Raw genomic sequence first — 23,497 nt, 5'->3', positions numbered from 1 at the left:
ATGCTCCGAAACAAGACCCACTACCGGCATCCCGAGAAAACTCCCGCCCCGGCTGCGGCTTGACAACCACATAGGGACACCCTCCACCTGATCGACCGCGGCCTGGCCGAAGGGGTCGAACTGCGGGCGGACCCGTTGTTCCACACCGGTGACCGGTGTCGCTGCTGTGCCGGGCGCGAACAGGTCTACGCGCACGATCTCGACGACCACGACCGGGCCGTGCGGCGGTGGCGGGCGGGCACGGTCTCCTACCCCTACGAGACGCCGTCTGCCACCCTGCACCTGCGCGACTGCCTATACGCGTGGCCTCGGGTGAGTCCCGGCCGCCCGAGGCCACGCTGCACGAGTACGTCCACGTCGGCGATCACGGCACGGGCAGCCTGGTCCTCTCCGACGACACCGTCGACGTCGGCCGGGAGGACCTCGGACCCGAAGGGGACTGGTGGAACCGCCCCTACGGGCCTCCGACCGGTGACCGGAGTCGTGGCGGCGGCCACCGAAGCCACCTGCTGCCCATTCGCGAGGCCCGCGCCTGGCCGTGTCCGGCCGTGGCCGTCGGCGGGCGTGGAAGCGTGCAAGGTCTGCCGCCCGATCGACCCCTTTCTGTCCGACACCGCCGACGCCGACGTGTTGTACCGCGCCGGGATATCCTCCGCGCCCCTGATCACCGTCGAAGCCGACGATGGTCGGGACACCACCATGATCCGACAGCCGGCGCCGCCTCGCGCAGCGATGTTCGCCTGGAGGCATGCCCCGACGACCGGCCACCACCACATCGCGGTCACCGTACTCACCGACGCGACCTCGGCCACGGCCGCCGAAGCGGCCACCTGCGGATTTCCCGCACCGACGTGCGCGCCTGGGTGCGCGCCTGGTACCGGGGCACTCGGACCGGCCCGGGATTCCACCGGCCTGGGTGTGCTGCTCGATCACGACCTCGTCCTGCGTCCGGACGTCCACCGGCTATCGACCCTGCGCTGACCAGGACACGCCATTCCCGTCGGGAGCCCGTCCGGCGGCTCGGTGGAGTAGGCGGGCGTTGTGGCGGTGATGACCGCACTTCGGGGCGGAGGGGTTCCGGTGCCTGCCGCGCCGGGCGGGCCGCAGACGGACGGGCCGTACCTATCGGGCAAAGTTTGTCCGGGCAAACTTTGTCCGATAGGGTGGTGGTGTGGATATCGACCCCGCGACGCCGCACGCGGCGCAGGAATTCATCGACGCGCGCGCGAGGCTGTTCCGTGCCATCGACTTCGACATCCGTCGTGGTGTGAGCGGGAACCGCATCGCCGACTGGGCGGCATCCGCGGTCAGCAGGCCGATCGTGCAGAGCTATGTGGCGGCCGCGAAGTTGCGCGCCGACGCGCACGGACTGGTGAAGAAGGCCGGACTGGACGGTCCCCTCGGGGTCGACATCACCGGAGAGATCGGCCGCGGCTCGCGCACCGTGTTGCTGGTCCTGACGGCGGACCCGGCCGAGATCGACCAGGACCCCGGCGACCTGGTCGCACGGGCCACCGCCGCGTTCAACGAGAAGAACATCGCGATTGGGGTGCCGGAGGAGCACGACTCGGTGGTGTCCGCGCTGTGGGAGGGAGACGGGGCGCCGCTGCGCCGGACGAAGGGCGGAACCGAATCCGACCGAGAACATCCACCCCGCGGCTGAGGCGTCTTGGACGAGCCCGGACACGCGCAGCCGACCATGGTCGAGGACGCCGGTCGGGGCAGTTCGCTGGCGCCGTGGGCGACATCGGCCAGTCGGGTCGAGACCGGCTGGCCCTGCCAGACCAGAACGTCGATCCAGGTGTGCTCGGCGTCGGCCGGGGTGGCGAAAGCCCCGCTGCCGGAGCAGACGGTGAACCGGGTGCAGCCGTCGGCCTACACGCGGACCGTGTGCCTGATCAGGGCGTTCTCAGCGGCATCGGGGTCTGCTTCCACTTGCAGCGGTGCCACTTCGAGTGCGGCCACGACGAAGGCGGTCGTGTCGCTGTCCACGCCGGGTGCGGTGTAGGGGCCACAGCGTGGTGGCGGGACCCGGCCGCGTCGAGCAGGGCGATCACACGGGCCCGCAGCGTCGGGGCCTGTGGTTGGCGTCGACCAGGTTCTCCAGGTCTGTGAGCACACAGGCTCGGTGGGCAGCATGACGGATCAGGTCCTGTTCTTCCGGCAGTCGGTGCTTCCGGCGCTGAAGTCGTGTCCTTGTCCCGGTGCAGCGTGGCCATCGCAATGGCCGGGATGGTCAGGTCGCGGGCGTTGTTGAGGAAGGAACTCAACCGACCTTCCCGACAGCGGCTCAGTTCTGTGGGCCAGGCGGGTGCCGTGCTCGCACGCGGTCCGGTCGGCGTCGTCGCGTGCCATGGCGACGGCTCGGGGGAGCACCGTGTTCAACTCCAGGGCTGGCGCGACAAGGGCCTGTCGTGCGGCGGCTGCTGGAACGGAAACCGTCACAGAGGCGTCCGCCGGAGCGTTCGGGTCATCGAGGCGCAGGGGCGGCATCCGTGTCCTGGCTTGGTGGCCGGGCGGGAGCAGAGCGTCGACGGTCTCGATGGCGGTGCAGGTGTCGGGCGGTGACGGGCGCACCGCAGCCCGATCGCGACGGCTGCCGACACCGGCGCGGCGTTGCGCGCGCGCAACGCGTCGCCATGGGTTGTCCGCCGCGAGCAGGTGACCGGCGCGGCCTCGGCGGCGGCGAAGCCGTCCCAGTCCGCCGACAGCACGGCGGCGGTGTCCGAAGGATCGGTACCACCCACCCAGGTGGCCGCAGCATCGACCAGCTGCAACGCGGTGCTTCTCCCAGGCCGAGGTCGGTGTGCCAGTCAGTTGCACCAGTACGCCAACACCTATGTCACCAGCCTTGGGCGCTGGCGGTTCGCTATCCGAACGCCCGGTCGTGCAGTGGGGCACAGTTATCATAATTATTTCAGTGCAGACCAAAATAAATCATGCAAATCAGGGAAGTCTCGATCGAGGCGGTGGCGCCAGCTCGTTGTTGTCCCAGCGCGCCGCGATGATCCTGTTGCTCGCCGTGTTGTGCGGGGTCGGCGCGGTGTTGCTGCTGACCTGGGCCGGGCAGCACCCGGGCCTGGCGATCGTGACCGGCTCGGCCGGGGCGGCGATGGTGTTCAATTCCCTGATCGGCGGGTGACCGGCCACGGCGTCCCGATGGCCGTCCTCGGCCACCGGGACGCGCCGGAGACCCTGTGTCCGGCTGCACGCCGTGTTGCGTCTGGTCGCCGGGTCGGTCGAGGTGCCCTGCCCCTGGCGTCCCCGCCCTTGGTGCCTTCGACGTGCCAGCCGCTGCGGCTTGCGCCGAGCTGGAGCCGCACGAGGCTGCGGATCGCTCCCGCCCAGCGTCGGGCGTCACCTCGGCGCTGCTGTTCGGCCCCGATCACGCCAGCGCGTCCGCCGGCCGACCGGGACAGCCGGCGGACGCGCCGGACGTCTTGGTGCGGGGGTGCGCCATGGGCCTGGGCCGGGAGCCGCCTCGTCCGCCTCAGCCTGGTGGCCGCCGTGGTGCCGGCCGGTCCAGGGTCCGGGGGCGCCTACCCTCGGTGTTTTCGGTCATCACGTCCGCCCGGTCAAAGTCGTGCTGGTGGTCGTGGTGGGGCCAGCGGCCGTGCCCGGTCACCGTGCTTCGCGTACCTCGGCAGGGCGCTTCTCCGGGGCGGGCGGCTCGGTGGTCGAGGAGGTGCTGCTCGCCGTTACCAGGCCGGAACGCGCGGCGGCCGCGGTGCGTGTTCCGGCCTGGTGGTCGACGTCCCGGCGGCTGCGCCGATGGTCGCCGATGGTCGCCGGTGGTCGACGGTGGTCGTATGCCGGGCCTCCCGCGCTGGTCGTGGTGGACAGGTGTGGTGTTCAGGGCCACCAGTCCCACACCGCACGGGCGAGGTCCGCAAGCCGCAGGATCGTGATGCCGGCCGTGACGCACGCGGTGGTGATGCGAGTGGCCTTCCTGGGTGCGGTCCTGCCGCGTCCGTGTGCGCGGCGGGCCCGGTGTCGGGCGTGTTCGGTCAAGGGCCTTCTCCTGTTCAGCCGGGTCTTCGGGGTATGAGCGGGCTGCCGACCAGCTCGTGGGGCATGCCACCGAAAACATCTGCGAACGGCCTGCCGTCTGCTCACGGCGTGGTGGGACAGGTCCCGGTGCTCTTTTCCGAAGTCCTCGACGGGAGGGAGGAAGCGGTAGACGCCGGCGAACCGTGGATGGGCCACTTGATCGACCTCGCGCGGGGCGTGGGTAGTCGGCCATTTGGTATCGCGCCGGTGGTCGTGGGTCGGGGCGCCGTGGTGCCCAGGTCGGTGGGCGCTGCGCGTTCGGGCTCGGCGGCCGGCCGGTCGCGGGCCTGCGCCGGGTTCCGCGGTGATCATGATGCTGGGTCACCGCGGCGGTGCCGGGCGTGGTGCTGCTGGTGGTCGTCGACCTGCGGAGCGTCACTCCAGGGCGTCCTCCCGGGCTGAGCGGACTGCCGCACGGAACACCGGACTCGGCCGGATGCGGTGGCGGCGTCGGAACGCGACGACCTCCCGCCCGCGCGACAGCTACCGCCGAGAGGGCGGGGCTGCGGCATGATCGAGGGCGTGGCGGGACAGGAGATGGTGTACGAGGTCGAGTTGCACCGGGTGTTCTTCCCCGATACAGAGGTTAAAAGAGCGATGGCGGTTGGTGTGATCATGGTGTCGTCGTGAGGGTCAGTCCGGTCTGGGTGAGGCAGCCGTCGAGCACGTCGGGCCGGTACTGGATCTTCTTGAGTTTCCGTTTCACCACCCGCACCAGGTGGTCGAGGTCGGCCGCGGCGAAGTCCGTCAACGACCGCTTGAGCAGCGAACACACGCCTTCGGTCGGGTTCAGGTCCGGCGCGTAGGACGGCAGGTGCACCACCCGCAGCCAGTCCCGGTTGGCGGTGATGAAGTCGGTCAGCTCGTGTGTCTTGTGGACATTGAGGTTGTCCCAGATCCACACCAGCGGCGCCTTGAGCCGGTTGTGGGTGGCCAGGACCAGGTCGCGGTACTCGGCCCAGGCGAAGCCGCGCCGCTCGCCTTTGCGGCCACGCCACAGGCGCAGCCGGTAGAGCAGACGCGGCCGGTCGCCGGGCTGAAGCACAGCACTCCGGCGATGGACACCCAACCCGCGCGGCGGCCGCGCACGGTGAACACCCGGGTCTGACCGCGTGGTGCCCAGCTGCGCCCTTTCGGTGGTCTCAGCCCCTGGCCGCCTCGTCCTCGAAGCAGATGACGGCGCCCAGGTCCCCCGCGAGTCTTTTACCCAGGGCCACACCTCTTCGTGCCAGACCCCGACCGCCCCGTCGTCACGCTCCAACGCGCGATGCGCAGGGACCTGCACCGACCAGCCGTGCCGCCGCAACAGCCGCCACACCCCCTGCACCGTGTAACCGACCCGGAACAACCGGCCGATCACGGTCTTCACCCGGGACAGGGTCCAGCCCCCACCCTCGTCCCAGCCGTGCGCCAACGGGCCCTTGCCCAACTCGCGCACCAGCCGCTCCCACTGGACCGGGGAGAGGCGTTCCACCGACATCGGCCCCGCCGACCGCAACGCGTCCAGGCCGCCCTCACGCCAACTGCGCCGCCACTTCTCCACCTGCCGCACACCCACCCGCAGCTCCGCGGCGACCACGGCGGTCCTCTCGCCCCGGGCGAACCGGGCACCGGCCTCCAGTCGTATCCGTTCCCGCGCCCGCTGCTCGCGAGGCGTCAGGCCACCACCCTGCGCATACCTCATCCACCCGGCATACCGCGACGATCAAGAAACGTCACGGGGCCAGTTCCACCGCCAACACGAATTCAACCTCTGTACCGGGACAGTCTGCTCAACGGAGAAACGCCCACCGCTCCGCGACCGGGTCGGTTCCGACCGATGCCCTTACCAGGTCGGGAACACCGGTGGCCGATCCCCGCGCGGCGCGTTGCCGAGGACCGCAGGCCGCACTCCTGAACTTTTCACGACCACCGGTGAGCCGTGCACTGTCGACCACGCCGGCGCGTGGCACAGGATCAACCTGCCGACGCGACGGGTGCGGGGAGGTCCGGCATGACGGGGAACCGAACGGGAGTGTGGCTGGTCGGGGCGCGTGGGTCGGTGGCGACCACGGCCGTTGCGGGTGCGGCCGCGTTGCGGGCCGGGGTGTTGCCGCCCACCGGGCTGGTGACCGCCTTGCCCGACTTCGCCGGGATCGACCTGCCCGCGCTCGACGACCTGGTGTTCGGTGGCCACGACGTGGTGGTGTCCCACCCGGCCAAGCGCGCGGAACTGCTGACCCGGGCCGGGGTGTTGCCGTCCGGAGTGGCGGGACTGGTGGTGGACGACCTGATCGCGGCCGATGCCGAGGTCCGGCCCGGCGCGCACGCCGACGCGCCCGATCCGCAGTGGGCCGTGGTGGAGCGGTTGGCCGCCGATATCTCGGACTTCCGGCGGCGCAACGGGTTGCGGCGCGTGCTCGTGGTCAACGTCGCGGCCACCGAGCCGCCTGTCGTGCCGCACGCCGCGCACGCCGACTGGTCGGCGTTGGAGGTCGAACTGGGGCGGGGGGTGGTTCTGCCGCCCAGTTCGCTCTACGCGTGCGCGGCGTTCCTGGCCGGGTGCGGCTTCGTCGACTTCACGCCGTCCACCGGTGCTCGGCTGCCCGCGCTGCACCAGCTCGCCGTCGAGCGCGGCGCTCCCTATGCGGGCAGTGACGGCAAGACCGGCGAGACCCTGGTGAAGTCCGTGCTCGCCTCGCTGTTCACCCGGCGCGCGTTGCGGGTCCGCTCCTGGTCGGGCACGAACCTGCTCGGTGGCGGGGACGGTGCGAACCTCGCCGACGCCGACCGCGCCGCGGCCAAGGCGGCGTCCAAGGCGGTGGTGCTGGAGCGTTTGCTCGGCCACCCGGTGGAGGGCGGCGTGCACATCCACCACGTGGAGGACCTGGGCGAGTGGAAGACCGCCTGGGACCACATCGGGTTCGAGGGCTTCCTCGGCGTGCGGATGACCATGCAGTTCACCTGGCAGGGGTGCGACTCGGCGCTGGCCGCGCCGCTGGTGCTGGACCTGGCGCGGCTGCTGTGCCTGGCCGACGGCGGCGGTCCGGTGCCGGAGCTGGGGTTCTTCTTCAAGGACCCGCTCGGGGTGGTCGAGCACGGTTTGGAGGCGCAGTACGCCGCGCTCGTCCGGTGGGCCCGGCGATGAGGGCGCGCTACCCGGTCCGGCGGCCGGTGCGGGTGCTCGCGGTGCCGCACCCGCCGGCACGGGCGCCGGGCCGTGAGGCGGCATCGGCATGAGCTCCCTGCGCTTCGGCTACGGCACCAACGGCTTCGGCGACCACACCCTGGCCGACGCCGTCGCGGTGCTGGCCGACCTCGGCTACGACGGCGTCGCCGTCACCCTCGACGCGCGCCACCTCGACCCGTTCGCCGACGACCTGCCCCGCCGGCTCGCGACCCTGCGCTGGCTGCTCGACCGCACCGGCATGGCGGTCGTGGTCGAGACCGGTGGCCGCTACCTGCTCGACCCGTGGCGCGAGCACCAGCCGACGCTGATGTCCGCGCACGGCGCGCAGCGGCGGCTGGACCTGCTGCGGCGCGCCGTGCACATCGGCGCCGACCTGGGGGCGGAGGCCGTGTCGTTCCGGAGCGGCACCGCGGACCCCGGCAGCGACCCGGCGACGAACCGGGACCGGCTGGCGCGCGGCTGCGCGGCCGTGCTGCGCAGCGCCGCCGTGGCGGGCGTCTCGGTGGGCCTGGAGCCCGGACCCGGCATGTTCGTCGACACCCTGGACAGCTTCGACGAGCTGGTCACGCGGTTCGACCTCGACCTCGGGCTCACCCTCGACGTCGGCCACTGCCGGTGCCCGGGGCCGCGGCCGGTGGCCGACTGCGTGCGGCGGGCCCTGCCGCGCCTGGTCCACGTGCAGGTCGAGGACGTGCGGCGCGGCGCGCACGAGCACCTGGAGTTCGGTGCGGGCGACCTCGACTTCCCGCCGGTCCTGGCTGCGCTCGAGGAGGGCGGCTACCGGGGGCTGGTGTCGGTGGAGCTGCCGTGCCACTCGCACGCCGCGCCGGAGGCGGCGCGGCGGTCCTGGGAGTTCCTCCGGTTGCGGGGAGGTCGTCGGGACCACGGACGAGCGGCCTGGACCGGCGACGACCCGGCTGGCCGCCGACCGGGGTGAGCCGGTCGGCCATTGCCCGGGGTGACCCGGTCGGCCGTCGCCCGGGGTGAGCCGGTGGCGGTGTGGGGGAGGCCCGGCGACCCCGCGGGGTGGTACAACCATGGGGTACCGGCCTTACGCCGCGCCGTGGAAAGGCCCCGCCCATGATCAGAATCCTGCTCGCCGAGGACATGCACATGGTTCGCGGCGCCCTCGTGGCGCTGCTCAACCTGGAGCACGACATCGAGGTCGTCGCCGAGGTCGCGTCCGGCGACGAGATCGTGCCCGCCGCGCAGGCCAACGCCGTGGACGTCGCCGTCATCGACATCGACCTGCCCGGCAAGGACGGCCTGACCGCCGCCGCCGAGCTGCACCAGCGGATGCCGTCCTGCCGCACGCTGATCCTGACCAGCCTCAACCGGCCGGGCACGCTGCGCCGCGCGCTCGCCGCCAAGGTGGGCGGGTTCATCCTCAAGGACGCGCCCTCGGACCGGCTGGCCAACGCGGTGCGCGGGGTGGCGGCGGGCCGCCGCGTCGTCGACGCTGAGCTGGCGCTGTCCGCCTGGGACTCCACCGACTGCCCGCTGACGGGCCGGGAGCTGGAGGTGCTGCGGCTCGCGACCGCGGGCGCCAACCCGACCGAGATCGCCGCGCGGTTGTTCCTGTCGGCCGGGACCGTGCGCAACTACCTCACCACGATCGTCACCAAGTTGCAGGCCCGCAACCGGGTCGACGCGATCCGGATCGCGAAGGAAGCCGGCTGGCTGTAGCCGCCCAGGGTGGCTGGCGCTGGGGCTTGGCGCTGAGGGGCCAACGCCGGTCAACCGCCGCCGATCAGCCCCCGTCCGGTGGTGGTTTCGCGGGCACCTCGGCGGTGAAGCGGTGGCCACCGGTGGGCAGCGGGTGCGTGGTGAGCTCCGACCCCAGCTCCGCGACGCGCTCGCGCAGCGCCGCCAGCACCGCGCTGTCCCGACCGTCGTCGCGGTCCACCACCTCCACCACGGTCACCCCGCCCCCCGGCCGGACGCTGATCTGCCAGCCCCGCCCCGGGGTCGACCCGCTCGCCGCCAGGTCGTGCAGCACGGCGGTGAGCACGCCGCGCACGTGCAGCGGCAACTCGCCCACGTCGCGCTCGACGGCCACCACGGCCTCGGTGGCGAGCAGCGACGCCATCGCCGAGTGCACCTCCTCCGCCGGCGTCTCCCGGTAGCCCCGGGCCACCGACCGGACGTCGGCCAGCGCGCGGCGCGACAGCTCCAGCACCTCGACCAGTTCCCCCTCGGCACGCTCCCGGTCGGTCGTGATCAGCCTGCGGATCAGCTCGCTGCGCAGGATGATCGCGGACAGGTTCAGCCCGAGCAGGCCGTGCAGGTCGCGGGCGAACCGCACCCGTTCCTCGGTGACCACGCGGCCCACCAGGTCACCGCGCGCCTGCTGCACCCCCACCACCAGCCGCGACAGCACGCCCAGGGCGTACACCACCAGCCCGCTGATCGTCGTGGCCACCACGTTGAACACGACGTCGAGCACGTTGCCCGTGGTCAGCCCCTGCGCGACGCCCACGCTGAGCACCACCGCGCCGAACCCGGTCCACGCCACGGCCGGGTGGAACAGCATCAGCGCGGAACCGGCCGGGAACCCCGGGGTGCTCACCCACGCCGCGCCCAGCACCGGCAGCGGCAGGTACACCAGCACCACCTGCGCGGCCAGCGCGAGCCGCGACGCCCGCGGGTGCTCGCACGGGTCGCGCAGCGCGAACCACCGGACCTGGAGGGCCAGCACGCCGGCGGCGCTGCCCACGCCCAGGGCGAGCAGCCACGGGTCGCGGGTCAGGTACAGCAGGTGCACCGCCGCCGCGACGAACATGCCGACGAGCACCAGCACGGTCAGGCCCGGCCGCACCCCGGCCTCCGGCGCGGCGCCGCCGGTCGCGGCGGGCGCGCCGTCGTCGGCCGCCGCCTCCGGCACGGTCGCGGTCAGCCGGAACCCGCCGACCCCGTCCGGGCCCGCCCGCAGCTCGCCGCCCAGCGCGCCCACCCGGTGCGCCAGGTTGTCGATGCCGCTGCCGCTGCCGCTCGCGGGGCTCTCCTCCGGCACGCCGTCGTTCCACACCTCCAGCACCGCCCGGCCGTCGCGCCCGCCCACGGTGACCGAGCAGTGCTCGGCCTTGCTGTGCCGCAGCAGGTTCGTCACCGCCTCGCGCAGCACGGTGGCCAGCACCGAGCTGACGCCCGCCGGCAGCGCGTCGTCGCGGCGCACCTCGACGTGCACGTTGGCCGCCTGGAGGATCGCCTCGGCGTGGTCGCACTCCTGGCTCAGGGACAGCTCCGCGTAGCCGCCGGCGACCGAGCGGACGTCGCCCAGCGCCCGGCGCGCCACCTCCAGGATCTCGCCCAGCTCCTCGGCGGCCCGCTCCGGCCGCGCGTGCAGCACCCGGTGCGCCAGCTCGGTCTTGAACGTGATCGCCGACAGGCTCAGGCCCAGCAGGTCGTGCAGGTCGCGGGCGAACCGCAGGCGCTCCTCGCCCACCGCCACCTCGGCGAGCCGGGCGCGGGCCGAGTGCAGCTCGCCGACCAGCCGGGACAGCCGGGTGAGGCCGTAGACGGACAGGCTGAACACCAGCGTGCCCACCGAGGTGTAGACCACGTCCAGGGTGCTGCCGCCGATCACCGCCTGGGCCGCGGCGACCACCCCGAGCCCGACCGCGAACGCGACGCGGCCGGCCGCGGTGGAGCGCACCAGCAGCAGGCTGCCCAGGAAGAAGCTCGGCATCCCGACCCACGACTGGCCGAAGTCCAGCAGCGGCAGGTAGGCCAGCAGGGCCTGCGCGGTGAGCGCGACGGTCGTCGCCGGGGACCGCAGCGACCGCGCGGCGCGGCCGAAGTAGAACAGCTGCAACGACAGCAGCGCCGCCATCGCGACGACGGCCAGCACGATCTCGGCGGGGTTGGGGCCCTCCAGCAGCACCTGGAGCAGGCCGACGACGCAGTACCCGCAGAAGACGACCGTGACCACGACGGCGGCCAGCCGCGGTGCCAGGCGCACCCCTTGACCCACCCGGATCGAGCGCATCGTCCTCCGTCCCCCGGCGGTGTCGCCTCCCGGGCACCGATCCACCGGGTCCCGGCGCGGCCGGGGCCACCGGTCATACCGGACATGTCGGCGGAACGTGCATCGTAACGCGTTCACGGAGCGTCGAACGGCACCTGACCGGCGGGAACTTCTTCCCCGCGCCGTTCGGCGTACCCGAGGGCGCAGCCGCCGACGGCCGTCTCGACCAGCCAGTCGAGGCCCAGCGCCCGATCGGCGACCTCGCCGGGTTCGAGGGGCGGCACCAGCGGCTCCAGGCCCAGCGCGCCGGCCACCAGGTGCAGCAGCTGCTGGAGCGCGCCGGTGTGCGCCAGGGCCGTGGCGTAGCCGATGTCGCGGTAGACCCACGAGGCGCGCTCGGTGCGCACGGTGATCACCAGCAGCACCGGTGGCCGGTCCGCCGCGCTCACTGCGGCCCGGACCTCGTCGAGCAGCTCGTCGAACCACTCGTCCGGGTCCGCGACGCGCACCAGGGCGTGCGCGGCCGGGTCGTAGTGGTAGGCCCCCCGGTCCAGGCCCGCGCACCGGTCCACGCAGGCGTACACCTCCAGTTCGTGCAACCCCAGCCGGTCCACGTGCGGCCGGTCGCTCACCTCGTGCGGCGGGCTGCCGAACCCCGAGGTCTCGCCGACCGAGCGCACGCGGGCCGTGCGGAACAGCAGCTCGCCCAGCAGGCGCGCGGTGGGCGCGGCGGCCACCGGGCCGCGCCGCTCGCCCGCCGGGCGCCCGACGGCCTCCACGGCGGCGAACAGCGGCGGGCCGCCCCCGTCCGGCCGGTCCGGGCGGTGCAGCGGCACCGCCGGGCCGGGACGGGGGCGCAGTGCGGGCGGTGGTGGCGTGCAGCCCGCCAGCGGGTACACCGCGCCGGCCGGACCGTCGCCCCGGCCCCGGCGGGTGCTGACGTGGAACAGCAGGTCGTGCCGCGTCCAGCGGGCCAGCACCGGGTCGGTGTCCTCGGCGAAGCGCGTGACGCCGCCCGGGTCGGCGCGCCCGCGCAGCACCGCGCCGCTCGCCACCAGGTAGGCCACCAGGTCGGTCACCACGGGACGTGCCACGCGCAGCGCCGCCGCCAGGTCCACCACGGCGACCGCGCTGCCCAGTCCCGCGACGACCTTGACCGCCAGGTGGCGGTGCAGCCGCACCTGGTAGGGGGCCAGCGGCGACTCCAGCAGCATCTCGCCGTCACCCGCGCGCAGCGCCGCGTACCGGGACAGCCGCACCTCGTCGCGGGGTTGCAGCAGCGGCAGCTCGAACGCCGCGTCCGCCTCGACGGGCACCGCGGACAGCAGCAGCCGGCTGTCGTTGCCGGCCAGCGAGTGCACGACGACCCCGCCGAGGCGGTCCAGGGCGGCGCCGAACCGCTCCCACTCCCCGCCGCCGTCCCGGTGCCGGGGCGGCAGCACGTTGCCCGGCGCGATGGGGCCCAGCGCCATCCGGTGCAGCGACTCGCCCACGACGCCCCCGACGTCGTCGAGCTGCGTCTCGCCCCGTTCGGACACCACGACCGCCGTGCCGAGGTCCCGGTCCATCTCCAGCAGGGCGTCCTCGCGCAGCGACCACAGCCGCACGAGGGACAGCGCACCGTCGCCCCACCTCTTCGGCACTTCGCGCTCCTGGCGTCGGGCCGCTCCCGGACGTCACAAGAACATCGGGAGCGGGTTGAGTCGGTCGTAGGGGGTCGGTTCCCGCAGCCGGCCCAGGCGGACCGGCACGTCGAACAGGCGGCCCGGGGCGAACCGGGCCCAGAAGTGGCGCAGGCCCGGTGCCAGCACCTTCACCGCGGGCATGCCCACGTCCGGCCTGGTCTGGTCGAGCACCAGCACCTCGGCGCCCGCCGCCTCGACGCGCCGCCGGACCAGGGTGACATCGGCCAGCAGGTCCTGCTCGGGCGCCGGCGGGTACGCGGCCGGGCCGCGCGCGGGCGCGTCGGGGTCGGGCAGCAGGTAGGGCTGGTTGGAGGTGGTCGCCGACCGCCACCACGCGCACGCGTCCGGATCGCCCTCCACGGTGGCGCCGCCCTCGGCGGACAGGGCGGCGGGCATCATCTGGTTCAGCTCGGCCAGGGCCCGGTGCAGCGCCGCGCGCGCGTCCAGGTGGGCGCCGAAGCCCAGCACGACGTGCCCGCCCGGCCCGTCGACCAGGCAGGACAGCGCCACCAGGACGGGCACCGAGAGGTCCGAGGTCACGTCGAGCACCCAGACCCGCCTGCCGAGCCGGGCGTGCACCCGGCGCAGCTCGTCCACCCAGGGGTCGGCGAACGCGTCCAGGTCCACTTCGGGAACACGTAGACGGTTGTACCACCACAGCGCCACGGCGTCTCGTTCGACGAGTTCGCACAGGCCCTGGAGCACGGCGTCCTCGACGCTCGCGCCGGCGGCGTTGCCGTTGGAGTCCGCGCGCACCGACGCCGGGCCGGGCGCGTCGAAGTACAGCATCGCGGTGGGCAGCAGCCGGTGCTCCTCGCGGGTGAGGGACCACACCGGGGTCCAGTCCAACCGCAGGTCGGGGTCGAAGGGCTCGGTCACGTGCTGGAACGGCGAGTGGGCGGCGTTCCAGCGCCGCCGGTCGGCGAACTGGCGCGGGTCGTGGAGCAGGATCTCGTTGGGGTGCAGCGCCCGGTCGCCCAGGGACCGCAGGCTGCCGCGCACCCGCTCCTCGTCGCCGTGGAACAGGGCCGAGTGCCGCTCGACCGCCTCGCACAGCGCGCCGACCTCGGCGTGCAGCGGCGTCACGCCCTTGCCGCCGTTCTGGGCCTGTAGCACGGACCGGAGGTGGTCCACGTCGGTGATCGCGGCGGCGGCGTTGGCGCCCGACCGGAAGCAGTTGAAGAACTCCGGCCCCCGCGGGTCGCGCTCGACGCGCTTGACCACGCCGGTGACCGGGCTGACCAGGTGCCCGAACCGCTCCCGGACCGCGCCCGCGGTCATCGCCCGGCCGCCGCCGGCCTTCGGCGTCGGCGCGAGCCGCACCGGCCGCCGGGTCCGCGCGCGTACCAGGTCCGGGTCGCCGCACGTGCCGCACTGCGGGTAGGGGCGCAGCTCGTGGTGTTCGCTGCGGAAGGTCAGGCTGTCGAACGTCCACACCGCGCGGGTCCCGTCGTGCCGGTGCCCGGCCAGCCACTGGGCCGCGGTCACCGCGGCGAGCCGCACGGCGGCGTCCGCGAGCGCCGGGAGCCCGCACGGCGGGAGGGGCGCGGGCCCGGTGCGGCCCAGGGCGCTCTGGGCGCAGGACTCGGCGCGCCGGTGCCGCCACAGCCGCACGGACAGGCAGTGCCAGCAGCCCGGCCCGTCCGAGGGGAACACCGGGCCGATCCAGATCGAGGTCCCGCCGGTCTTGACCGGCAGCCACGGCGTGCGGCGCGCCCGGTGGGCGGCGTCCACCGCGGCGAGCACGGGATCGAGGTAGTCCTCGCACAGCAGCAGGGTCAGCGCCGCCTCCCCGGCGTCGACCTCCCCGGCGTCGACCACCTCGAAACCGCTGTGCCGCAGCGCCTCCACCGCGCCGTCGCGGTCCGTGCCGCCCAGCGCCCGCACGGCGATCCGCCGGGTGGCCGGGACGTTCCCGGCCACCCCGGCGGCGTCCCAGTACGCCGCTTCGGGGGAGCGGTCCGCGAGTTCCCCGCCGAGGGCGAGCAGCCCCTCGTCGGACAGCCGCAGCACCAGGCCGGCGACCTCCTCGGTAGCCGCGCCGCCGCCCGGGGGCATCGCGTCGAACACGCCGTGCAGGTCGCGCGTGCCGTCCAGCAGGGCGACGGCCGGCGCCACCTGCCGCCCGCCCATGACGGTGACGCCGCGCTCGGAGAACGCGTAGCTGTCGCCGTTGCGCGCGGTCTCCACGCGCAGGTGCCGCTTGAACCCGATACGGGGCGGAAGGGCGGCCACCGGGATCACCTGCCGGCGGGGGCCGGCACGGCGTGCCGGGTCGCGCACATCGTCGGCGCCAGGGTCGCGTCGGGCCGGTCGACCAGGTGGCCGAAGGTGTCGACGCGCACCCCGGTGGTGGCCGGGCGCACACCCAGCCGGGTGAGTTCGCGGAGCAGTTCGCTGCGGGTGGCGTTCACGGTGACCTCCGGGGCGGGGCGAAGGAGCGGGCGAGGTCGAGTCTTGTTTCCGCGGTGGTGCGCAACCAGTGCCGCGGTCACGGCGGGAATGTGTTCTTTTCACTTCCGATCACCGGCGGGGGAATTCCGACGGCATTCTTCGCGCTCTCGTTGGGCCGTTCGCCCGAACGGGGACCGGCCTTCGGGAGCACTGCTCCCGGTCGGCGATTCGCTGAGGTCCGGCCAAGTGCCGGGGCCGTCGTCCCGGTCGTGCATTCGTCACGGTCCGGCCCGTGACCGACTCCGAAACGCATTCGTGGTGCGCGCACTGTCGGCCGCCGCCGGCGTTCTGCGAGCGTTTTTGTCGAGCCCGTCGTTCTGTCTCCGACGGCGAACCCGTCCACTAGGGGGTGCACGATGCGTGTATCGGTACTGGGTCCCCTGGAAGTCGAGGAGGGCAACCGCGACATCACGCCGTCGGCGGGCAAACCGCGCCAGCTCGTCGCGCTGCTCGCGCTGCACGCGGGTGAGGTGGTGCCGCTGCGCGGCATCGTCGAGGAGCTGTGGGGCGCCCGGCCGCCGGGCAACCCGGTGCAGTCCGTGCAGACCTACGTGCTGAACCTGCGGCGCACGGTCGACGCCGCCGGCGGCTCCTGGGCGCGGGCCCGGCTGACCACCCGCCACACGGGCTACCAGCTGGACCTGGGCCCGGACGAGCTGGACGTCCGGCGCTACGAGCGGCTGGCCGGGGCCGGCCGGTGGGCGCTCGACCAGGGCGACCCCGAGCGCGCCTCGGTGCTGCTGGCCTCCGCGCTGGACGTGTGGCGCGGTCCGGCGCTGGTGGACGTGCCGGTCGGCGGCCTGCTGGCCGGCAAGGCCCGTCGGCTCGACGAGAGCAGGCTCGGCGTGCTGGAGGCCCGCATCGACGCCGACCTGCGGCTGGGTCGGCACGGCCGGGTCCTCGGCGAGCTGAGCGAGCTGAACGCCCGGTACCCGATGCACGAGGCGGTGTGCGCGCAGTACATGACGGCGCTGTACCGCAGCGGCCGCAAGTGGCAGGCGCTGGAGGCGTTCCGCGCCCTGCGCGGCGCGCTGGTCGACGAGCTGGGGCTGGAGCCGTCCCGCCGGGTGCGCCGGGTGCACCAGGCGATCCTCAACTCCGATCCCGCCCTCGACGCGTTCGACGAGCGCGCCGCCACCGCCTGAGCCTGCACCGCCCGAGCCCCGCACCACCGACCGGCAGACCACCGACTGGCAGACCGGCAGACCGACAGGAGGAACGAGAGATGTCCGTGACGGACCGCGGCCCGCGCCGGGCACCCCGCCCGGGTCCCGCGAGGGTGCTGCCCCTCGGCATGGCGGACTTCGCCGGGCGCGGGTTCCGGCTGGACCGGCCGGCCGAGCGGGAGGTGCTGGAACGGCACGCCCGCTGGTTCCTCACCGGCTTCAACACCGCGGTGCGCCACTGGCGCGACCCGCACCCGGCGCTGGCCGAGGTGCCCGCGGCCGAGCGCGGGTTCGCCTACGAGGGCGCCGGGATGCACGCGGCGTTGCGCGACCGGCTCACCCCGTGGCCCACCGGCGCCCTCGACCGCCTGCTGTCGGGCCCCGGCGACCGGTACGCGCACCTGATCAGCGTCGGCTACGGCTGGGCGGTCGCCCCGGCCACGACCGTGCTGCGGCTGCCGCTGCCCGCGCCGCGCCCGCCCTCGGCGCAGCCGCTGCTGCGGTGCCTCGCGCTGGACGGCGCGGGCTTCGCCGAGACCTACTTCGGCGGCCTGGCCGCGCTGCGCCGCCGCGCCCGCCGCCCCGGGTCGCCGCGCTGGGAGGCGGTGCTGGCGGGCAGCGGGCGCGCGCTCTGGTTCGCCGAGTCGGCCGACGTGGACGGCGTCGCCGCGGTGATCGGCTCGCTGCCCGAACCCGCCCGGCCGCACGTCTGGGCCGGGGTGGGCCTGGCGTCGTGCTACGCGGGCTGCGCCGACGCCGCCGCGCTGGACCGGCTGCGCGCCGCGGCCGGTCCCCACCGGTGGCACCTGGGCCAGGGCGCGCTGTTCGCGGTGGCGGCCCGCGACCGCTCCGGCATCGTGCCCGACCACACCTCCGCCGCCGCGGCCCACCTGTTCGGCACCGACCCGGCCACCGCCCGCCGCTGGACCGACGAGGCCGCCGACGGGCTCACCGGCTCCGCCGACCTGTCCGCCTACGCCGAGTGGAAGGCGCGCCTGCGCGAGCGGGTCGCCCGACTGGGCTGACGCCCTCCACCACGGCCACCAGATGGGAGTTCTGCCATGCCCGATCACCTCCGGCGGGCGGTCGCCCCCGCCACCGCGGTGGCCCTGTGCGTCGCCGTGGGGCTGTGCACCGCCCGCCCCGGTCTGGGCGCGGACGAGACCGCCGCGCTGGCCGCGCGGTTCTCGTTCACCACCACCCGGCTGGCGCCCGCGCCCGCCGACCCCCGCTCCCAGCGGCCCGTGCAGCCCGCGCTGGAGCACATCCGGGGCTGGATCTCCGCGGTCGGCGCGGCCGTGGCGCTCACCGACCTGCGCGGGCAGCGGCACCAGGGCGACGTGTGCCTGGTCGACCCGCGCGACGACTCGGTGACGGTGTTCCCCGCGCCCGGCGCGGGCGGGCCGGGCTACGACCGCTTCGCCCTCGACCCCGCGCCGCTGCCGCTGGACGCCACGATGGCGCCGATGGGCTGCGTCCCGGCGGACCTCAACGAGGACGGCGCGATGGACCTGCTCGTCTACTACTGGGGCCGCTCGCCCGTGCTGTTCGTCAACGAGCGCCGCCTGCCCGGCACGCCCTCGGCGGCCGACTTCCGCGCCGAGGAGCTGGTGGCGCCGACGCAGGTGTGGAACTCCACCGCGCTCAACGTGGCGGACGTGGACGGCGACGGCCACCTGGACGTCGTGGTGGGCAACTACTTCCCCGACGGCGCCCGCGTGCTCGACGTGCGCGCCGGGGACGACGGCCGGATGGCCATGCAGGACTCCATGGGCATGGGCGTCAACGGCGGCACCAACCGGCTGCTGCTGGCCACGCCGACCGGCGAACCGGGCGCGGTGCCGGACCTGGTGGACGTCAGCACGGCGTTCCCCGACGAGTCCGCCCGGTCGTGGACGCTGGCCTTCGGCCTCCAGGACCTCACCGGCGACCAGCTGCCCGAGATGTACGTGGCCAACGACTTCGGCCCGGACCAGCTGCTGGTCAACCACTCCACGCCCGGCTCGGTGCGGCTGACCCGGGTGGACGGCGACCGGGACCTGACCACGCCGCGCTCCCAGGTCCTCGGCCACGACTCGTTCAAGGGCATGGGCGTCAGGTTCACCTACCCGGACGGCGCGGACTCGCCGACCATCGCGGTCAGCAACATCACCTCCGAGTACGCCCTGCACGAGAGCAACTTCGCGTTCGTGCCCACCGGGCCGGGCACCGACCTGCTGCGCGGCGAGCTGCCCTACGACGAGCGCAGCGAGGAACTGGGCTTGGCGCGCAGCGGGTGGGCGTGGGACATCAAGGCCGCCGACCTGGACAACTCCGGCGGCGACGAGCTGATCCAGGCCCTGGGCTTCCTCAAGGGCGACCGCGACCGCTGGCCGATGCTCCAGGAGCTGGCCATGGGCAACGACCAGCTCCTGCGCCTGCCCGGCGCGTGGCCGAAATTCGGTCCGGGCGACGACCTGTCCGGCGACGAGCACAACCCGCTGTTCGTGCGCGCCGCGAACGGCCGCTACCACGACCTGGCGCACGAGATCGGCATCGCGACCCCGTACATGACCCGCGGCTTCGCCGTCGGCGACGTGGACGGCGACAACCTGCTCGACGTGGTGGCGGCCAACCAGTGGAACGACTCGGTGCTGCTGCGCAACACCGCGCGGGACACCCCGCGCGCCGCGGACCTGCGCCTGGTCGTGCCCGGGGCGGCGGGCGGCGAGCGCGACGCCGTGGGCGCCCGGGTCGAGCTGCGCGACCCGCGCCTGCCCCAGACCACCCAGGTCTACCCCGCCAACGGCCACGCGGGCGTCTCGGCGAGCACGGCGCACGTCGTGCTGCCCGACGACGAGGCCGAGGTGGTGATCACCTGGCGCGCGGGCGGCGGGACCGGCTCGGCGCAGGTGCGAGTGCGGCCCGGCCACCACACCGTGCTGCTCGGCGACGACGGAACGGCGGTGCTGCGATGACCACCCTCGACCGGCCCACGACGCCCCTGGACCGGGGGCACGTCAACAACACCGGGGTCGACAACACCAAGGTCGACGGGCCGGCCGGCGCGCTCGCCGAGCGGAAGGCGCCCGCGGCTCCGGTGGACAAGCGGGTCAAGGCGCTGCGCAGGTTCGCCACGTCCATCACGGTGTTCAACGTCGTCGGCCACCTGTTCCTCGGGTTCGAGCAGTCACCGGTCACGCCGATCACGTGCGTGCTGGTCGGCTACGCCTCCGCGCTGCTGCTGGAGTTCCTCGACGCCCGCGGGCGCGGTCGCGCGCCGGAGTACGCGGGCGGGCCCGGCAACCTGGTCACCTTCCTGCTGCCGGCCCACATCACCGCGCTGGCCTGCGGGATGCTGCTGTGGGGCAACACGTCGCTGTGGCCGTACGTGTTCGCGGTGGTGTGCTCCAACTCGATGAAGTACGTGGTGCGCCTGAGGGTCGGCGGCCGCGTCCGGCACGTGCTCAACCCGTCGAACTCCGGCATCGTGCTGACGCTGCTGCTGTTCGGCTGGGTCGGCATAGCGCCGCCCTACCACTTCACCAACGCCGTCGGCGACCCGCTCGACTGGTTCATCCCGGTGGGCATCCTGATGCTCGGCACCATGCTCAACGCCGGCCTCACCGGCAAGATCCCGCTCATCGCGGGGTGGATCGGCGGCTTCGTCGCCCAGGCCGCGGTGCGCTGGGCGCTGCTGGACCACGCGTTCCTGGCCGCCCTGGTGCCGATGACCGGCGTGGCGTTCATCCTCTACACGAACTACATGATCACCGACCCCGGCACCACGCCGACCAGGAAGCGCAACCAGGTCGTCTTCGGCCTCACCACGGCCGCCGTGTACGGCGTCCTGGTCAGCGCGGGCGTCGTGTTCGGCCTGTTCTTCGCCCTGGTGATCACCTGCGTGCTGCGCGGGGTCGTGCTCTGGGCCGCGTCCCGCCCGGCCGCGCGGGAGGCGTCCACCACCGGCGGTGCGCCGTGACCCCGCCCCGCGTGGCGGTGGTGGGCCTGGCCTGCCGCTACCCGGACGCCGACGGGCCCGGCGAGCTCTGGGAGAACGTGCTGGCGGGTCGCCGGGCCTTCCGGCGGCTGCCGCCCGCGCGCCTCGCCGACGCCTACCGCGGCGACCAGCCCGACCTGACCTGCGCCACGCACGCCGCGGTGCTGAGGGACTGGTCCTTCGACCGCGCCGCGTTCGGCATCCCCGGCCCGCTGCACCGGGCGGCCGACCACGCGCACTGGCTGGCCCTGGAGACCGCCGCGGCCGTGCTCGCCGACGCGGGCGTGCCCGGCGGCGAGGGCCTGGACCGCGACACCGCGGGCGTGGTCATCGGCAACTCCCTCACCGGCGAGTTCACCCGCGCGGGCCTGCTGCGGCTGCGCTGGCCGTTCGTGGCGGACGCGGCGGCGACCGCGCTGCGCGGCGCGGGCGTCGGGGAGGAGGCGTCCGCCGAGGTGCTGCGGCGGATGCGGGCGCTGGTCAAGGACCCGTTCCCGGTGCCGGGCGACGAGACGCTGGCGGGCGCGCTCGCCAACACCATCGCCGGCCGGGTGTGCAACCACTTCGACTTCCACGGCACCGGCTACACGGTGGACGGCGCGTGCTCGTCGAGCCTGCTGGCGGTGATCACCGCGTGCCGGGCGCTGGTGGAGGGCGACCTGGACTTCGCCGTCGCGGGCGGCGTCGACCTGTCGCTGGACCCGCTGGAGCTGGTGGGGTTCGCCCGGCTGGGCGCGCTGGCCCGGGGCGACCGGATGAGGGTGTTCGACGCCGAGCCCACCGGGTTCCTGCCCGGCGAGGGGTGCGGCATGGTCGCGCTGGCCCGCGCCGAGGACGCCGAACGGCTCGGCCTGCGGGTGTACGCGCACCTGGTCGGCTGGGGCACCTCCTCGGACGGCGCGGGCGGCCTGACCCGTCCGGAGACCGCGGGCCAGGAGCTGGCGATGCGGCGGGCGTACCGGCGGGCCCGCGTCGACCCGGCGGACGTGGGCCTGGTCGAGGGGCACGGCACCGGCACCCCGGTCGGCGACCGGGTCGAGCTGGAGGCGCTGGCGCGGCTGCGGGGCCCGGCCGCGCCCGAGGCGGCGCTGGGCAGCGTGAAGGGCAACATCGGGCACACCAAGGCCGCGGCGGGCGTGGCCGGGCTGATCAAGGCCGTGCAGGCGGTGCACTCCCGGGTGCTGCCGCCCACCACGGGCTGCGAGCGGCCCCACGAGCTGCTGCGGGACTCACCCCTGCGCGTGCTGCCGGAGGCGGAGCCGTGGACCGAACCCCTGCCCTGCGCCGCGGTGTCGTCGATGGGGTTCGGCGGCATCAACGCGCACGTCGTGGTGGAGGCGGCGGTGCGCCGCCGCACCGCCGCCGCGTTGTCGGCGGCCACCCGCCGGTGGGCGGCGCGCGTGCCGGGGCCCGAGGTGGTCGTGCTCGCCGCGGCGGACCGGCGGGAGCTGGTGGCCCGGCTGGAGCGGCTGGCGGCCGTGGCGGGCTCGTTCAGCGAGGCCGTGGTGCGGGACGCGGCGGGCACGGCCTGGCGCGACCTCCGGCCGGGCGGCCACCGCGCGGCCCTGGTCGCCGGCACCCCCGCCGGGCTCGCCGACGCCGCCGCCGCGGCGGCGCGGGCCGCGTCCGACCGGGACGGCGAGGTCGTGCTGGACCGCCGCGCCGGGTTCGCGCTGGGCACCGCCGGCGGGCGGGTGGGCCTGCTGTTCCCCGGCCAGGCCGCCCCGGTGCGGCTCGCGCTGCCCGGGTGGGCCGAGCGGCTGGACGTGCCGGCGCTCCCGGCCGCGCCGGGCGGCCGGGACGGCGACGTGGACACCGCCGTGGCCCAGCCCGCCGTGGTCCGCCACTCGATGGCCGCGCTGGCCTGGTTGGAGGAGGCGGGCTGCGTCCCCGTGGGGGCCGTCGGCCACAGCCTGGGCGAGATCGCCGCCCTGTGCTGGGCGGGCGCGCTCCCCCCGGCCGCGGCGGTGGACCTCGCCGCCGCCCGGGGCCGCGTGATGGCCCGGCACGCCGTGCCGGACACCGGCATGGCGTCGCTGGACTGCGCCCCGGACGCGGTGGCGGCCCTGGTGGCGGGCACGCCCGTGGTGGTCGCCGCGCACAACGGGCCCGACCGGGTCGTGGTCGCGGGGGAGCGGGCCGCGGTGGCGGAGGTGCTGCGGCGTGCCCGCGCGGGTGGCGTCACCGGTGCCGCGCTGCCCGTCTCGCACGGCTTCCACAGCCCCGCGATGCTGCCCGCGCGGGAACCGCTGCGGGCGGTGCTGGCGGGAGTGCGGCTGGACCGCCCCGACCTGCCGGTGTTCTCCACGGTGACCGGCGAGGCCCTGGACCCGGACGCCGACCTGCGCGACCTGCTGGTCCGCCAGCTCACCGAGCCCGTGCGGTTCACCTCGGCGCTCGCCCGCCTGGCCGAGCGCTGCGACCTGCTGGTGGAGGCCGGCCCCGGCACCGTCCTGTCCGGTCTGGCCGCCGGCTGCGGCACCCCGGTGGTGGCGCTGGACGTCGGCGGGGACGGGGCCGCGCACGCGTTCGCCGCCGCCGCCCTGGCCGCGGTGGCGGGCGTCGGGCCGGGCCCGTGGTTCGCCGACCGCCCGTTCCGGCCGATCGCGCTCGACGCGGAGCCCGCGGTGCTGGGCAACCCGTGCGAGGACCGGTCCGGGTGGGAGGACGCCGTCCGGGCTGCCGAGACCGACGCGGCCGGGGTCGACGCGGCCGGGGTCGATGCCGCCGGGACCGCCGTGACCGGCACCGCCGCGGCCGGGGTCGACGGGCCCGAGCCCGTCGCGGTGGCGGACCGCGACCCGCTCACCGCGCTGACCTCCTACCTGGCCGACACGCTCGAACTGCCGCTCGCGTCGATCACCCCGACCTCCTCGCTGCTGGGCGACCTGCACCTGAACTCGTTGCAGGTGGTCCAGGCGGTGGCCGCGGTGGCGACCGCGCTGGGGCGCGCGCTGCCGGAGGCGCCGCTCTCGCTCGCCGGGGCGACGGTCGGCGAGGCGGCCGAGGTGCTCGCCGCCCTGCCGG

General features: G+C 74.8%; 16 protein-coding genes and 1 pseudogene. 11 read left to right on the top strand and 6 right to left on the bottom strand.

Going from position 1 to position 23,497, the window contains the following annotated elements; genetic code table 11:
• Nucleotides 1-210 (bottom strand): hypothetical protein (locus tag ACFP3R_RS36540; protein WP_380643408.1); only part of this gene is annotated, 210 nt, incomplete at its 3' end.
• Between the two features lie 354 nt (nucleotides 211-564).
• Between ACFP3R_RS36540 and ACFP3R_RS36535 the strand changes: the two genes are divergently transcribed.
• From ACFP3R_RS36535 to ACFP3R_RS36525, 3 genes are all read left to right on the top strand, one after another.
• The gene (locus tag ACFP3R_RS36535; RefSeq protein WP_380643407.1) at nucleotides 565-981 is read left to right on the top strand and encodes a hypothetical protein; all 417 of its coding nucleotides are present in this window, start codon (nucleotides 565-567) and stop codon (nucleotides 979-981) included.
• A gap of 190 nt (nucleotides 982-1,171) precedes the next feature.
• Nucleotides 1,172-1,663: a hypothetical protein gene (locus ACFP3R_RS36530; protein ID WP_380643405.1), complete on the top strand. Its 492-nt coding sequence runs from the start codon at nucleotides 1,172-1,174 to the stop codon at nucleotides 1,661-1,663.
• 1,257 nt (nucleotides 1,664-2,920) lie between these two features.
• On the top strand, nucleotides 2,921-3,142 hold the full coding sequence (locus ACFP3R_RS36525; protein WP_380643403.1) for a hypothetical protein: 222 nt from the start codon (nucleotides 2,921-2,923) through the stop codon (nucleotides 3,140-3,142).
• A 1,521-nt stretch (nucleotides 3,143-4,663) separates the two neighbouring features.
• On the opposite strand, the pseudogene ACFP3R_RS36520 reads toward ACFP3R_RS36525, so the two are convergent.
• A pseudogene (locus tag ACFP3R_RS36520) lies at nucleotides 4,664-5,734 on the bottom strand (IS630 family transposase).
• A 309-nt stretch (nucleotides 5,735-6,043) separates the two neighbouring features.
• Between ACFP3R_RS36520 and ACFP3R_RS36515 the strand changes: the two are divergent.
• The 3 genes from ACFP3R_RS36515 (at nucleotide 6,044) to ACFP3R_RS36505 (ending at nucleotide 8,905) form a co-directional block, all read left to right on the top strand.
• Nucleotides 6,044-7,177, top strand: coding sequence for an inositol-3-phosphate synthase (locus tag ACFP3R_RS36515; RefSeq protein ID WP_380643399.1), 1,134 nt, complete (start codon nucleotides 6,044-6,046; stop codon nucleotides 7,175-7,177).
• An 88-nt stretch (nucleotides 7,178-7,265) separates the two neighbouring features.
• Nucleotides 7,266-8,156 carry a sugar phosphate isomerase/epimerase family protein gene (locus ACFP3R_RS36510; protein WP_380643397.1) on the top strand — a complete coding sequence of 297 codons (891 nt, stop codon included), beginning with the start codon at nucleotides 7,266-7,268 and terminating at the stop codon, nucleotides 8,154-8,156.
• Between the two features lie 143 nt (nucleotides 8,157-8,299).
• On the top strand, nucleotides 8,300-8,905 hold the full coding sequence (locus ACFP3R_RS36505; RefSeq protein ID WP_380643395.1) for a response regulator transcription factor: 606 nt from the start codon (nucleotides 8,300-8,302) through the stop codon (nucleotides 8,903-8,905).
• Nucleotides 8,906-8,969: 64 nt separating this feature from the next.
• Here the strand turns inward: ACFP3R_RS36505 and ACFP3R_RS36500 are convergent, their stop codons facing one another.
• The 4 genes from ACFP3R_RS36500 to ACFP3R_RS36485 all read right to left on the bottom strand — a co-directional run bounded on the left by ACFP3R_RS36500 (nucleotide 8,970) and on the right by ACFP3R_RS36485 (nucleotide 15,285).
• A complete protein-coding gene (locus tag ACFP3R_RS36500; RefSeq protein ID WP_380643393.1) occupies nucleotides 8,970-11,180 on the bottom strand; it encodes a sensor histidine kinase in 2,211 nt (736 codons plus the stop codon).
• Nucleotides 11,181-11,320: 140 nt separating this feature from the next.
• A complete protein-coding gene (locus ACFP3R_RS36495) occupies nucleotides 11,321-12,829 on the bottom strand; it encodes a SagB family peptide dehydrogenase (RefSeq protein WP_380643391.1) in 1,509 nt (502 codons plus the stop codon).
• 33 nt (nucleotides 12,830-12,862) lie between these two features.
• Complete coding sequence (locus tag ACFP3R_RS36490; protein ID WP_380643390.1) at nucleotides 12,863-15,106, bottom strand: TOMM precursor leader peptide-binding protein; 2,244 nt, start codon at nucleotides 15,104-15,106, stop codon at nucleotides 12,863-12,865.
• 5 nt (nucleotides 15,107-15,111) lie between these two features.
• Complete coding sequence (locus ACFP3R_RS36485) at nucleotides 15,112-15,285, bottom strand: hypothetical protein (RefSeq protein ID WP_380643388.1); 174 nt, start codon at nucleotides 15,283-15,285, stop codon at nucleotides 15,112-15,114.
• A 396-nt stretch (nucleotides 15,286-15,681) separates the two neighbouring features.
• On the opposite strand from ACFP3R_RS36485, the gene ACFP3R_RS36480 reads away from it, so the two are divergent.
• From ACFP3R_RS36480 to ACFP3R_RS36460, 5 genes are all read left to right on the top strand, one after another.
• Nucleotides 15,682-16,470, top strand: coding sequence for an AfsR/SARP family transcriptional regulator (locus tag ACFP3R_RS36480; protein WP_380643386.1), 789 nt, complete (start codon nucleotides 15,682-15,684; stop codon nucleotides 16,468-16,470).
• Nucleotides 16,471-16,550: 80 nt separating this feature from the next.
• Complete coding sequence (locus ACFP3R_RS36475; protein ID WP_380643384.1) at nucleotides 16,551-17,516, top strand: DUF1702 family protein; 966 nt, start codon at nucleotides 16,551-16,553, stop codon at nucleotides 17,514-17,516.
• 36 nt (nucleotides 17,517-17,552) lie between these two features.
• Nucleotides 17,553-19,448 (top strand): FG-GAP repeat domain-containing protein, encoded by a 1,896-nt coding sequence (locus tag ACFP3R_RS36470; RefSeq protein WP_380643382.1) that lies wholly within the window; start codon nucleotides 17,553-17,555, stop codon nucleotides 19,446-19,448.
• Entirely contained in the window at nucleotides 19,445-20,452 is a 1,008-nt protein-coding gene (locus tag ACFP3R_RS36465) for an enediyne biosynthesis protein UnbU (RefSeq protein WP_380643380.1), read from the top strand. The genes ACFP3R_RS36470 and ACFP3R_RS36465 overlap by 4 nt, the downstream gene beginning before the upstream one ends.
• Nucleotides 20,449-23,497 (top strand): beta-ketoacyl synthase N-terminal-like domain-containing protein (locus tag ACFP3R_RS36460; protein ID WP_380643378.1); only part of this gene is annotated, 3,049 nt, incomplete at its 3' end. The genes ACFP3R_RS36465 and ACFP3R_RS36460, both read left to right, overlap by 4 nt.

This window comes from Saccharothrix lopnurensis, from assembly GCF_042658445.1.
GTDB classification, from domain to species: domain Bacteria; phylum Actinomycetota; class Actinomycetes; order Mycobacteriales; family Pseudonocardiaceae; genus Actinosynnema; species Actinosynnema lopnurensis.
Note: the sequence above shows the minus strand (reverse complement) of the source record. Positions and strands in the feature narration are given on the sequence as shown.

Bases quoted from the DNA above. Each gene is read 5' to 3' on its own strand.
- ACFP3R_RS36505 (WP_380643395.1), top strand. From the start codon at position 8,300: ATGATCAGAATCCTGCTCGCCGAGGACATGCACATGGTTCGCGGCGCC.
- ACFP3R_RS36480 (WP_380643386.1), top strand. From the start codon at position 15,682: ATGCGTGTATCGGTACTGGGTCCCCTGGAAGTCGAGGAGGGCAACCGC.
- ACFP3R_RS36510 (WP_380643397.1), top strand. From the start codon at position 7,266: ATGAGCTCCCTGCGCTTCGGCTACGGCACCAACGGCTTCGGCGACCAC.
- ACFP3R_RS36475 (WP_380643384.1), top strand. From the start codon at position 16,551: ATGTCCGTGACGGACCGCGGCCCGCGCCGGGCACCCCGCCCGGGTCCC.
- ACFP3R_RS36470 (WP_380643382.1), top strand. From the start codon at position 17,553: ATGCCCGATCACCTCCGGCGGGCGGTCGCCCCCGCCACCGCGGTGGCC.
- ACFP3R_RS36465 (WP_380643380.1), top strand. From the start codon at position 19,445: ATGACCACCCTCGACCGGCCCACGACGCCCCTGGACCGGGGGCACGTC.
- ACFP3R_RS36515 (WP_380643399.1), top strand. From the start codon at position 6,044: ATGACGGGGAACCGAACGGGAGTGTGGCTGGTCGGGGCGCGTGGGTCG.